The following is a 12,380-nucleotide window of genomic DNA, read 5'->3' on the forward strand; positions in this document are numbered from 1 at the left end:
ACTATCATGAAAAAAATAAGTATTGCTTTAAGTTTGGTTTTTACCTTAGCCCTAACAACTGTGAGTTGTGTGGATAATCCGTATGTAACTGAAGACAATTATTTAAATAAACCCAATGCGGGACATAGCTGGGTAATTGGTTTGCAGAAACAGCTGGCACTGACCACCAATATTATCGTCATCAATGCAGAAATTACCTCAGATAATTACTTCAATAATTACACGCAATATTCTAAAGTATTTGATCAGCCACAAATTGATTACTTCGACCCCGACGTAAACAACTTACAAGCGAGTATTCAAGCGCTACGCGAAATGGCTACCTACGGTTTGGAGGTAGTTTTGCCTAAAGATCCTACTTTAACTGAGGTAGATATTGCTTTTATGCATTTCTGTAAGGGATATGCGCATCTTTTGGGAGGAGAACTTTTTTTGGGATTGCCAGAATCAAATTTAGGTAAGGTAATTACAGCCGAAGAAATGCTAAAACGCGCAATAGATGAGTTTGCGAAGGCGTATGAGATGGAAACCAAAGTGGATAGTAAAAATGCATATGCCTTGTTTATTGCTCGAGCAAATTATCGCTTGGGAAATAAAACAGAAGCGCAAGACTATGCAACTAGGGCTATAGCTACTCCTAACCTGTTGTATAATATTCAATTTGACGGAAAAAATAGCGTACCCAATGAAATGCAAAATGCAACGTATGATGCTTTGCCCAATCGCTTGGCTCCCTTACCGCGTTTAGATTATCTTGACCCAAAGTTTTTCTCTGTGGGAACACCACAAAATGATCAAAAGTCATTGGCTTTAGCCAAAGGAGAAGAAGGGTATTTAATTTTGGCTGAAATTGCCTTAGCAACACAAGATTTAGCCGGAAGTAAGCACTACCTCAATCAATTATTGGATTTAGTTGCCCTTCGACCAACGGAATTAGTTGACGATAAAAGGGAGACGCGAAATGGTGGAATTCGTTCAGATTATCCACTCAAGGAAGTAAACGTTCGTTTTGATGCTACTTCACCAGAAAAAGAAGGTTATGTATTGGATCGTCAGAAAGGAAAAATTTCGGTAAGTAAGGTTTCGGGAACGAAGGTTACTAAAGCGGATATAGCATCCATTACTTCTACGGAAGAGTTGTTGTATCTCATTTATTTATTGCGTCAAGAAATTTTTATGAGCGAAGGACGTCGTTTGAGTGATTTGGGGATTAAATTTCCTATTTCTCAAATTGAAGCTGGGAATAATTCTCATGTATCTGCGGAGTATACAAAGGCATTAATCCCTGATTTTATACCAGCTAAAGCGGGAATGGACGATTTTACAACTGATCCAGCTACAGGAACGGTAACGATGAAATACGATATGAATAAAGTATTGGTTACACATAAAAACAGCCCATATATTATGCCTTTATTTAAATAAATCCAGACAATGAGAAAAGTAATTGTAACACTATGCTTGAGTTTCCTGTTGGGTTGGACCAGTTGGTCTCAAGAAATAAAACACGTCATTTTAGTGAGTGTTGATGGGTTTCGTCCTGAATTTTATCAAGAAGAACAGTGGGGAACTCCTAACTTAAAACAGATGGCAAAACAAGGAGTGTCAGCCAATGGAGTACGTACAATTTTTCCTTCAGTAACTTATCCTTCTCATACAACACTGTCAACGGGTACCTTGCCTCATAAACACGGAGTACATTACAACACAACAGTTGGAGAAGATGGACAGCCAGGAGAGTGGATTTACGATAGTAAAGATGTGAAAGTCTCTACCATTTGGGAAAAAGCAAAAGCAAAGGGATTAACCACAGCTTCTGTTTCTTGGCCAATTACCTTACATAACCCTTTTATCGATTACAATATTCCTGAAATATGGGATTTTAATCGCCCAATGGACCGCATTACGCCTACAAAGTTATATGCTACTCCAAAGGGATTGTTTGATGAAGTTTTGACACAAGCCTTAGGTCAAATCCACTACAATCAGTTGAACTTAAGTAGTCTGGCTATGGATGAAAATCTAGGGCGTACGGCTGCATATCTAATCCGAACCTATAAACCCAATTTACTAACAGTACACTTACCCAATACAGATGGTGCACAACACAGTGAAGGAAGAGAAGGAGATGAGGTAGCTCGCGCAATTGCTGGAGCAGATAAAGCGATTGGAAATATCTGGGATGCAGTTGTACAAGCAGGATTGGAAGAGGAAACACTGATTTTAGTAACAGGCGATCACGGTTTTGTATCCACAGATTTTAGTATTGCACCCAATATCTGGTTAAAAGAAGCAGGATTATTGGAACGTGCTTTTTTCTTCTCAACAGGTGGAAGTGCTGTATTGCAAGTGAAAAATATCAAAGATCAAAAGATTGTTGAAGAAGTAACAAAAGTGATTCACCAGTTGCCTGAGCGTTATCAAGCAATGTTTGAACTTATTGACGAGACGATGATTCGCGCAAGAGGAGGAGAGGCTAAAGCGAAATTAGCTTTATCAGGAAAGTTAGGTTATGCGTTTTCTAATCAATCTACAGGAGAAGTACTCACTTCAAGCAAAGGAGGAAAACACGGGTATTACCCCAATTTCCATGAAATTTATACAGGATTTGTTGCCTATGGTAAGGGATTAAAAACGGGGCTAGTCGTCGATCAAATGAACCTTGAAGATATTCCCGTATTAATTAGTCGGGTGTTGAACTTTAATTTGGAGGAAGCAGAAGGCGTGTATATGCCTGTTTTTCAGACAAAAAATATAAAGTAATAGATTTTTTTTAACGAAGAAAAGGAGTGAGTGTTTTATGCATTCACTCTTTTTTTTATAACAAAAAGGATCTGTCGGCTAAAAAAGGATAAGCTTTAATGTAATAATTTTGGAAATAATTTTTTTGTAGGGTCGTTTAAAAAAATATTTTAGATTTGCTTAACATAATCAATCACCTCAAACTATAGCGAAGATGGACCTTAAAAAACTTCACCTGTTTCTTTACACTTTTTGTAGATATTTTATTGCAACAATTATTATTTCGTATGCTTTTGCAAAGCTTTTAGAAACGCAATTTACCTCTCAGCCTAGTGTATACGATCAGCCCATTTCTTCTTTATCCGGTTTTCAATTGACGTGGTATTATTACGGCTATTCTTTTTGGTATGGGGCAGTTATTGCTTTTGCCCAGATCGCAAGCTCACTTCTTTTGTTTTTTCGAAAAACTACACGTGTGGGGATTGTATTGTTTCTCTCCTATATGGTGAACATCGTTTTGATGGATTATGCCTATGATATTGAAGGAGCTAAAGGAATGGCCACGTTGCTTTTGCTCATGGGAATTTTTGTTTTTGTTTCTGATTATCGCGTCTTTTTTAAGCTGCTTATTCAAGAACCGCCTCTTTTTTCTAATGCAGATCGACCGAACTGGATGAATAAAGGAAGCAAGGTAAAATTCGTTTATATTCCAATGGTTTTCATCGGATTCTTCGTGTTACTTACCACACTAAATACAAAATACCTCAAAAAGGATGAATTTACAGGGGCATGGGAACAAGTAGAAACGAAAGATCGCCTTTATTTCGAAGCAGCCAAGAGTTTCCAACTGAAAAAAAGCTGTGAAACAAATAGTTATCAAAATGGCGTTTATGAGGTAACAGACAATCAAATTACCTTAAAAGCAGCTAAAGATGCTACTGAAGCCTACTTAAAAGCTTCGTATACGATCAAAGAAGATGTCCTTACTTTGATTGAAGGAGATAAGGCTACCGTTTATAAACGTGTAAGATAGTTGGATATATAGATACTTTTTATGTATTAATACCCATTATCCACTTTTTGATTTTTTATGAACCTTAAGTCTGTAATCCACTGATATTTACAACTTCGTGTTGATGGGAATACTAAGTCGCAATGAAGTTGTAAACCCTCTGATAGAACCTAATTCCCCTTTGTTGGCAAGGGGAAAACCATACCCCAAATCTAACTCAATAAAAGTAGCAAAAGACAATCCTACTTTTGGCGTTAAGGTATAAGGAGTAAGTTCTGTTCGTCCAAATAAACCAATGTAATACATTTCCGAATAGTAGGTGGCTGCTACTTCAGGAATTACCACAAAGTTATTTTTCATCCACGTGAAATTAGCAGTTGCATCCACTTTGACGATATGGTTTAAATTGAGCTCCGTAGCATAATAGATTCCTGTTTTTAGCATGCTTCTATTCTGATATTGATAGCTAAACGACGGACCAAAAAGGTGATTTTGTGCCTGCATTTTTGTACCTATACCTAAAAATAGAAAGAGTATAGAAAAAACAATTTTCATCTTGTATGTTTTTATTGGATCGTATCCTTTTACGCTAAACGCTAAAGGGTTTCTTCCTTTACTTTTAGTACTCATGTTAAACAGTATAATCAAATTTTGCGTTGAGGTATTTGAAATCGATTTCGCGTTGTAACAGATTGTCTACTTCCTCATAGGTCGTTAATCCTTCTGCTTTTTCTATTCTGCCGCTTGGCAATGTATAGGTATACACGTTTAAATCTCGGGTGTAAATTTCCTCTAAGATTTCAATTTGTCGCTCACTGAGATAAGGACGATGCGTGCGTAGCTGTTGTTGAAAGTTAGCTTTAATTTCTACTTCCTCTTCTTCAAAAACTAGAGAACAATCGTCAATTTCTCGAGTAGCTTCCACTAGTTGTCTAAAAATAAAATCTTGTAAATTTTTGGCTACTACTTCTACTTCACAATCGTCGTGTGGGAAAAAAGTAATGGGAATATCATTTCCATCTTGTAAATCAAATTGAAAAACATATAAATCACCAGCACCATTTTTAGCAAAAGGAACGAATTGAAATCTCTGCGCAAGATCGTAAACTTCTGGATCAAGAATCTCCAATATTCCCGCCTTATATTCGATTGGATTCCAAATTTCGATATCTTCTGCAAATAAGAGCAGAGGAGGATTTTGCTTGAGCTTTGGAAAACTATCTTTATACCAATTGATTCCGGTTGGTCCTGAGTCTAATAGGCCATCAGCAAATAGTTTTTTGTAAAGTACAGGATACTGTATGTTTAATTCTTTTTCTATGTCTTCTAAGCTATTCATCGTACGGACTATTATGTGGTTTGAATTTACTTCATGTAAAAGTATCCTTTTAAAAGGAAACACAAGCTCCCTAAAAATAGTAGTTTTTTGTCAGGGGTGCATATACCAATATACTCAGACCCGTGAATCCAAAACGAAAATAGGAGAACTATTTTTAAACGAATGACTTATAGTATATTGAATCTTATAATTAGTAAAAAAAAATCAACATCAGTAAGCCATTAGTTTACTAAAAAGAGAAACAAAGTTCCATTGTTTAAAAATATTCTATTAGGAGAGTCTCACAGTATGATTTGTACCCTATTTAATTTTGTGAAATTGATGCAACTTCAACTAGAAAGCAGTAATCCGTTGATAAAAACTGAAAGTTATAGATGCCCTGAAAAGTACAGGGCATCTAAAGTAAATAATAGTATGGAAGGTTGGTTGATTTTAGAATTGATTATCCTTGACGCAACAAAGGTTGAGTGCTACAACGAAAAGAACCTCCAAAGCTACGTGTGATTTTAAAATCAACGTATTCGACTTTGACGCCATGTTGTTCAATTTGATCACCGATGTGCTTAAAAACAGGATCCGTTATGTATACCTCAGGAGACAGGGGCAAACCGTTCGTTGCTAACTGACTAGCTTCTTCTAACGTTACGGTAATAGCAGTCCAATCTTGTAGGGTAGCTGGAATTCCATCTAAGAAAGCTTCTTTACAAACGATCATGACTTTTGGTTTTACGAGACTTAAAGCACAATCTAAATGTAGAATGTCAGGATGTAAGCGCACTTGTTCGACAGTGTATCCTAAAGGGGTAAGTAATTTTGATAGCCACAGAAAACCGCGATCATTAGAAGCTAAACCAGAACTACCAACAAAGACATGTTTGTCGAGCACCAATACATCACCTCCCTCAATGAAGGGACCTTGACCCAATGTAAGATCATCGGCCTCTGAAACTTGTGGAAAAGGCGTGGCTACATAGGTACAATCTGCATCTTGTACGGCAGTCCACAGTAAATCGCGAAGAGGCCAAATTTCATGTCGACGGTGTAAAAATCGCATACCTGCTTCTATGACATAATTGCCAATGACAAAAAAGGGATCTCTGGTAAAAAAATTAGCATATCCATCCTTCGGGTTGAACTGTTTTTCAGCCGGAGTTAGTTTACGAGCTTCTACCACTTCTACGCCATAGCGCTCAAGCATTTTTTTAAAATTTAGACGTTCTAATTCCCATTGTGCTTGAACTTCTGGATGTGCTTCTCGATAATCCTTCCCGCGATTAGCTAGAGAATCTTCTACAGCAGAATCTTGTAAAAAACGCAGATCTTCTAGTCTTACTTCTAGGGGATATCCGTATTCTGATGCGGCTAAAACCACCTTTTCTAGAGGTGCGAATTCATTTTGTACATAAATTTTATTCGTTGATGTCATACTTGTTATCTTTTAAGGTAAACAGTTTCTTTAGGTTTTCTTCTCCTTGAATTTACGATTTTTTTCCAAATCGCTTGTGGGCGATTAAGACCAAAATAGTGCAAACTAGTCCAGTCCATACCACGCCTTCCCATTGAAAGTACTTCCAGGCAAGGGAGGCCCAATAGGTACCCAAAGAACCACCAAGGAAATAACTGAACATATAAACGGTATTTAATCTATTGGTAGCCCCAATATTGAGGGCAAAAAAAGAAGACTGATTGCTGATATGCATGGCTTGTAATCCTAGATCTAAACAGATGATGCCAAGGATCAATCCCAAATACGTATAACCCATAAATAGAAAGATAAACCAACTGAGGATCATTAGGTAGATGGATGCAGAAATGACCGTTTGATTTGAAAATTTCTTTTGTACTCTACCTACCATGGAAGCGGCTAAAGCACCAGCAGCGCCTACCACACCAAAAGCACCTGCGATTGCTGCACCCGCATGGAAAGGTTCGTTTTCTAGGTGAAATACCAACGTAATCCACAGCCCACTAAAACCAGCAAAAGCCAAAGCACCGCGAAAAGCTGCTAGTCGTAAGATAGGTTGTGTACGTATAAGATGAGCCAAAGAACGCAAGAGTTGCCCGTAATTTCCTTCAAAATTGGGTTTTATATCCGGTAATTTTACAGTTAGTAAAACCATCAATATAAACATGGCACCAATAGCCATATAGTAAACCATTTTCCACCCCCATAAATCACCAATAAAACCTGCGATTACACGAGATAACAAAATACCAAGTAGTAAGCCACTCATGACCATACCAATGGCAGCACTTCGCTTATCGTCAGTAGCTAATTCTGCCGTTAAGGGTACAAACATTTGAGGAACAACAGAACTAAATCCAATGGAGAAACTGGCGAAATAAAGCAAAGGTAGATTTGGAGCTAAGACCATACCAAATAAAGCTAAAATCATAGCTACAAATACCCAAAGAATCAATTTCTTTCTGCGGACCATATCGCCCAAAGGCACAATCAAAAGTAAACCTAGTGCAAATCCAATTTGAGTTAGCATAGCGATCAGGCTAATTTGTGTTTCTGAAACAGAAAAATCTTTAGCCATCAAACTCAAAAGCGGTTGGTTGTAGTAGTTATTTCCAACTACTATTCCCGTTGTAATAGTCATAAGCCAAAGTAGACCTCGAGTTAACGTTGGTTTCGCATTCACTTCCGTTGAGCGAAGGGTTTGTACTTTTTGTTGTGAATTTTTAAAGATTAAACTAAATTTCATAAGCTCTTTTGTTTAGCATACAAAAGTAGAGCATGAAGGAGTTGAACCTATTGAGGCATCGGCGCATTGACTTGTAAAATCCGTCATTCTGTTCTGAAGTCACTAGGATTCATTCCCGTTGCCTTTTTAAAGAAATTCGTAAAGTAAGGAGCATCTGCGAAACCGAGTCTAAAAGCAATTTCTTTAATGGATAGATCGGTTGATTTCAACAAGCGTTTGGCTTCCAAAACACTGCGTTGCTGGAGGAGTTGTGCGGGTGAAGCAAGGAGGTATTTACGACAGATTTTTGATAATTGGCTCGCTGAGATGTGAAGCTTATCGGCGTAAAAGGCAATGCTTTTTTCTTGGTGAAAATAGGTGTCAATCAACGATTGAAACTCCATAAGCCTAGCGCTATAGGGATTTTTAGCCCCGTTGAGCCTTGTATTTGTGATTTCTTTACTCAAGATAGAAGCAATAACTGCAGTTCTCGATTGGACAAGTGCCGCAAGTCCTTGGTGATTAGCTAGTTCTTTTTGAATGGCTTTAAATTCGTACAATAAATCTGTAAATACATCAGAAGAAAGCGAAATGACGGGATGTTGTTGGTAGTAGGCAAAGGAATGTCTAAAATGCAACGAAAGCTTTTCAAAGTAAACCTTGTCTATCATCAGTTGATAGGCTTTGCTCGATGCGTGTACATCCCAACGGTGTACCTGATTGGGAAATAAAATATGAATTTGACGATCGCTAATTGGATAGCTGTTGAAATCGATTACATGTTCGCCATCTCCATGCTCAAATAGTACCAATAAGAAAAAAAAATGCTGATGAGGTTTATCGATATGATGTGGCCCCTGTAATTCGGAAAACAAAAAACCTTCGTTGCTTACTGCTTTCTCATGGAGAAAATGGTGTAAATCGATAATTGGATAATCCGTCATTTTTGAAGCTAAGTTACAATTTTTGATGATTGTTTAGCATGGATCTACTAGAATCGCTGTTTTTTCTTTTCTTGATTGTTGTGTAGAGAGCGAAATTACGGTCAATTAAATCCCTGATAATAGCGAGTTTTTGGTGTGATGTAATTGTTTTACTTTGTATACCAAAGCAAGAAAAAGTACATGGAAAATAAAGAAACATGGATAGAGGGAAATACCCTTTTTTACACCGATCATCAAACCATTGAAACAGTAGCAATTGACAACTTAAAATACGCCTATGTACAGGTTTTAGGACATATACCTTATCTCTTTGTTTTTGCGGATCATCAGCACTATATTTCCACAGAATTGATTGGATTTGAGGCAGTGTATCAAGCTTTATCTCAGCGCTTTCACTTTGACGATGCATCCTTTTTTGCGGTGTGTAAAGCTAAAAAAGAAGAGGATAAAGTAAAAATCTGGATGCAAAAGGAAAGACAGAATTATCAAATCTTACCAGAATATATCTTTGATGGCGATTTAGGTTATGAAGTCTATACAGAACCTAAACAAAAGGTCTCTTGGGATATAACTTACGAACAATTAGAAACGTCGGGATTGGTAGAGACTTATTTTACAGCTTATGGTTCTAAGTACTTTCGATTTAAATATGCCGTTCGAGTAGAGGGAATTCTCCTTAATCAATTGGAGGTATATGCGGAGGATGGTAGTGCCAATCTGCCTGTACAAGAGTATTTTGTCAATCTGTATGATGAAAGCAATAGCGATAAAAGTTATCTCGAATTGCGTGAACTTTGGATTGATGATAGCATAGACATTAGTCAATATGGCTATGAGAGAGAAGATCAATGCTATTTGCAACTTGCATTGGCTGAGGGAATAAGTGCTTCTATTTGTTATACCTATGATTCAGAACACAGCTATGACGATGGTAGTACTTCTCTGCATTTTTACAACAAACGAGAATACGACTATTTCTTGGAGAATAAAGCATATGAAGATGTAATAGACCTATCAGAATACCTGTCTTTTCCGAACGATTTAGCACTTCAAGTAGGCTATAGAGAAAGAGAGGAAGTTAAGCGCATTCCTGAAAAGGTTAGAGCAATTAAAGGAGATACGTGTGGGGTTTGGCTTGATAAGAGCAATAAAAAAGTTGGGTTTGTAGGTACAGATACGGCCTTGATTTTAGATCTAGACACAATTGAAAATTTTGTATTTCAGAACGTTCTGCCAGCAAAGGGTGGAGGTTATGCCGATCTTGTTGTTTATTTTAAAACAGGGGATTATCTCTATGTGTTTTCAGCGGACGATACGTATTTCTTTGATTCCTTTGCAGAGCAATTGGAACAAATGACAAAGAAAAAGGTTCGTATTCCAGAGGCATCTTATAATTGCTAGGAAGGAGTAGAGCAAGTAAATAAAAAAAATGAGGTAAAAGTAAAAGACAATTGTGCGCTTTACTTTTACCTTTTTTTGTTTTTATTATCTTGAGAAGACGCTATTTTGATGAGTTGAAAGCAAAATCAACAACAGCTTATAGAGCCGTGTTTACTTGCTAAAAGCTGTTCGAGTACTGACGTGAAATTACGCTTGAAATAGGATATTTATCTCGATTTATGTAGGATAAAAAAGAAGATAAATGTATCTTGTAAGCTTTTAAATTTCAAAGATTACATTGAAGATGTTATGGAAATTATTTTTACTTTTTACTAAGATTGGGGTTTTTACAATAGGCGGAGGTTATGCAGTTATTCCCTTAATTGAAAAAGATATTGTTTCTAGAGCTTGGCTTTCCCATGAAGAATTTTATGAACTTTTGGCGATAACAGAATCGCTTCCAGGTGTATTTGCTACCAATATCGCTGCTTTAGTTGGATTCAAAATAGCGGGAATAAAAGGTGCTTTTTTAGCTGCCCTTGGAACAATAGTAGCTCCTTTTATCATCATTTTATGCATTGCTATTTTTTTTAGTCGTTTTCAAGAAAACCTATATGTAGCAAAAGCATTTAAGGCACTAAGACCTGTGGTGGTAGCGTTGATAGCTGCCCCTTGTTATACAGCAATTAAAGTAAATAATATGAAACTAAAGCATTTGGTGTTGCCGTTTATAGCCTTAGTTTGTATGTGGTTTGGTGGAGTATCTCCCATTTGGATCATTCTCGCAGGTTGCGGGGGTGGAATCGCCTACCATCAAATTGCCAAAAGCTGATAGATATGATTTTTTTCAAAATTTTTTGGGTATTTATAAAAATAGGAACCTTTGGATTTGGAGGAGGATATGCTATGTTGTCTTTGATACAAGAAGAAGTTGTAGACAACAATAAGTGGATCACAAAGAGTGAGTTTACAGATTTAGTTGCTATATCTCAAATGACACCTGGTCCTATTGGTATTAATTCAGCAACTTATGTTGGATTTAGTGCTTTACACAACCAAGGCTATTCTCCTACAATAGCAATACTAGGTTCTGTTATAGCAACTGTCGCGTTGTGTTTACCTTCTTTTTTGATGATTTGTGTGATCTCCTACTTCTATTTTAAGTTTAGAACGAATAAGTACTTTTCATATGCTTTGTCAGGAATCAAACCTTTGAGTATTGCCTTAATTGCTTTAGCAGCATTGAGTATGGCAACGGAAGAAAACTTTATTGATTATTACAGTTTTGCTTTTTTTGGATTAGCATTGGTTTGTTCTATTAAATTTAAAATGCATCCCATCGTCATTTTGTTTGTAGCAGCAGTTATTGGAATATGTATCTATTAAAAAAAGGAGAGTAATGCTCTCCTTTTTTATTGTTTGTTGATTGTCGTTCGTCGTTGGTTGTAAAAGATTATCGTTTAAAGAAAGGGGCTTTCTATTTCTGGACAATCTACCGATACCTCATAACAGATCACTGATAACTCCCAATCCACAACAATCAACCGACAAAAAACAAAAAATCTAAGATAACCTTAAATAAGAGTTTAGTGTAGCTTATCTCCGAGGTGCCTTAATGATGAATCCATGGTGAGTCCATAGTGCGTGTATTAAAACAGCTATTTTAATGGACGTACTATGGACTCACCATGGACGCACTATGGACTCACCCCTTATAAAACATAAACAATCTCGTTCTACTATAAGTACAGTTAATCGATTCTATTTTCTCTTTATATATAGGTATAATTTTTTTTGCTTGATACAGTAAACAAAACAACAAACAAAAATTATAAGTCTACCGATTACAGATAACAGATAACTAATCACTGAATATTCCTAAATAAGGACGATTGTTTTTGCAACGAGAATCTTCTTAACAAACGACAAACGACAAACAACCAACAACAAACGACGAACAACAAACGACGAACAACAAACGACGAACAACAAACGACGAACAACAAACGACGAACAAAAATTATAAGTCTACCGATTACAGATAACAGATAACCAATCACTGAATATTCCTAAATAAGGACGATTGTTTTTTCAACGAGAATCTTCTCAACGAACAACGAACAACGAACGACCAACAAAAACTTTAACATCTAACACCCGTACTACAAGCGAGTTGCGAAAAACTTTGAAAATACTTTAAAAAAAAGGTTTAGAATAATTTGGAAGTGGCGAAAAAGGTACTACTTTTGCATCCGCATTAAACAAGCAGACGT

At 36.7% G+C, this 12,380-nt stretch carries 11 protein-coding genes; 6 read left to right on the forward strand and 5 right to left on the reverse strand.

Features of this window, described 5'->3' with window-relative positions; all coding sequences use genetic code 11:
- The first annotated feature begins 6 nt into the window (after positions 1 to 6).
- From H4K33_RS06375 to H4K33_RS06385, 3 genes are all read left to right on the forward strand, one after another.
- Positions 7 to 1,425: a tetratricopeptide repeat protein gene (locus tag H4K33_RS06375; protein ID WP_182647630.1), complete on the forward strand. Its 1,419-nt coding sequence runs from the start codon at positions 7 to 9 to the stop codon at positions 1,423 to 1,425.
- Positions 1,426 to 1,434: 9 nt separating this feature from the next.
- Positions 1,435 to 2,763 carry an alkaline phosphatase family protein gene (locus H4K33_RS06380; protein WP_182647631.1) on the forward strand — a complete coding sequence of 443 codons (1,329 nt, stop codon included), beginning with the start codon at positions 1,435 to 1,437 and terminating at the stop codon, positions 2,761 to 2,763.
- Positions 2,764 to 2,956: 193 nt separating this feature from the next.
- Entirely contained in the window at positions 2,957 to 3,775 is an 819-nt protein-coding gene (locus H4K33_RS06385) for a hypothetical protein (RefSeq protein WP_182647632.1), read from the forward strand.
- 87 nt (positions 3,776 to 3,862) lie between these two features.
- On the opposite strand, the gene H4K33_RS06390 is transcribed toward H4K33_RS06385, so the two are convergent.
- The 5 genes from H4K33_RS06390 to H4K33_RS06410 form a co-directional block, all read right to left on the reverse strand.
- Positions 3,863 to 4,384 carry a hypothetical protein gene (locus H4K33_RS06390; protein ID WP_255493585.1) on the reverse strand — a complete coding sequence of 174 codons (522 nt, stop codon included), beginning with the start codon at positions 4,382 to 4,384 and terminating at the stop codon, positions 3,863 to 3,865.
- A 1-nt stretch (position 4,385) separates the two neighbouring features.
- Positions 4,386 to 5,093, reverse strand: coding sequence for an SMI1/KNR4 family protein (locus H4K33_RS06395; RefSeq protein ID WP_182647633.1), 708 nt, complete (start codon positions 5,091 to 5,093; stop codon positions 4,386 to 4,388).
- 442 nt (positions 5,094 to 5,535) lie between these two features.
- The gene (locus H4K33_RS06400) at positions 5,536 to 6,519 is read right to left on the reverse strand and encodes a dimethylarginine dimethylaminohydrolase family protein (RefSeq protein WP_182647634.1); all 984 of its coding nucleotides are present in this window, start codon (positions 6,517 to 6,519) and stop codon (positions 5,536 to 5,538) included.
- 52 nt (positions 6,520 to 6,571) lie between these two features.
- A complete protein-coding gene (locus tag H4K33_RS06405) occupies positions 6,572 to 7,804 on the reverse strand; it encodes an MFS transporter (RefSeq protein ID WP_182647635.1) in 1,233 nt (410 codons plus the stop codon).
- 83 nt (positions 7,805 to 7,887) lie between these two features.
- Positions 7,888 to 8,727 (reverse strand): AraC family transcriptional regulator, encoded by an 840-nt coding sequence (locus H4K33_RS06410; protein ID WP_182647636.1) that lies wholly within the window; start codon positions 8,725 to 8,727, stop codon positions 7,888 to 7,890.
- Positions 8,728 to 8,907: 180 nt separating this feature from the next.
- On the opposite strand from H4K33_RS06410, the gene H4K33_RS06415 reads away from it, so the two are divergent.
- The 3 genes from H4K33_RS06415 (at position 8,908) to H4K33_RS06425 (ending at position 11,493) form a co-directional block, all read left to right on the forward strand.
- Positions 8,908 to 10,128, forward strand: coding sequence for a hypothetical protein (locus H4K33_RS06415; protein WP_182647637.1), 1,221 nt, complete (start codon positions 8,908 to 8,910; stop codon positions 10,126 to 10,128).
- A gap of 283 nt (positions 10,129 to 10,411) precedes the next feature.
- A complete protein-coding gene (locus H4K33_RS06420) occupies positions 10,412 to 10,939 on the forward strand; it encodes a chromate transporter (protein ID WP_182647638.1) in 528 nt (175 codons plus the stop codon).
- Between the two features lie 5 nt (positions 10,940 to 10,944).
- Positions 10,945 to 11,493, forward strand: a complete 549-nt coding sequence (locus H4K33_RS06425; protein WP_182647639.1) for a chromate transporter — start codon at positions 10,945 to 10,947, stop codon at positions 11,491 to 11,493.
- Positions 11,494 to 12,380 lie beyond the last annotated feature (887 nt).

This window comes from Myroides sp. WP-1, from assembly GCF_014145635.1.
Taxonomy (GTDB): domain Bacteria; phylum Bacteroidota; class Bacteroidia; order Flavobacteriales; family Flavobacteriaceae; genus Flavobacterium.

Coding starts and splice junctions, on each gene's coding strand:
- H4K33_RS06405 (WP_182647635.1), bottom strand. CDS start 7,804: ATGAAATTTAGTTTAATCTTTAAAAATTCACAACAAAAAGTACAAACC.
- H4K33_RS06415 (WP_182647637.1), top strand. CDS start 8,908: ATGGAAAATAAAGAAACATGGATAGAGGGAAATACCCTTTTTTACACC.
- H4K33_RS06395 (WP_182647633.1), bottom strand. CDS start 5,093: ATGAATAGCTTAGAAGACATAGAAAAAGAATTAAACATACAGTATCCT.
- H4K33_RS06380 (WP_182647631.1), top strand. CDS start 1,435: ATGAGAAAAGTAATTGTAACACTATGCTTGAGTTTCCTGTTGGGTTGG.
- H4K33_RS06425 (WP_182647639.1), top strand. CDS start 10,945: ATGATTTTTTTCAAAATTTTTTGGGTATTTATAAAAATAGGAACCTTT.
- H4K33_RS06375 (WP_182647630.1), top strand. CDS start 7: ATGAAAAAAATAAGTATTGCTTTAAGTTTGGTTTTTACCTTAGCCCTA.
- H4K33_RS06420 (WP_182647638.1), top strand. CDS start 10,412: ATGTTATGGAAATTATTTTTACTTTTTACTAAGATTGGGGTTTTTACA.
- H4K33_RS06390 (WP_255493585.1), bottom strand. CDS start 4,384: ATGAGTACTAAAAGTAAAGGAAGAAACCCTTTAGCGTTTAGCGTAAAA.
- H4K33_RS06410 (WP_182647636.1), bottom strand. CDS start 8,727: ATGACGGATTATCCAATTATCGATTTACACCATTTTCTCCATGAGAAA.
- H4K33_RS06385 (WP_182647632.1), top strand. CDS start 2,957: ATGGACCTTAAAAAACTTCACCTGTTTCTTTACACTTTTTGTAGATAT.
- H4K33_RS06400 (WP_182647634.1), bottom strand. CDS start 6,519: ATGACATCAACGAATAAAATTTATGTACAAAATGAATTCGCACCTCTA.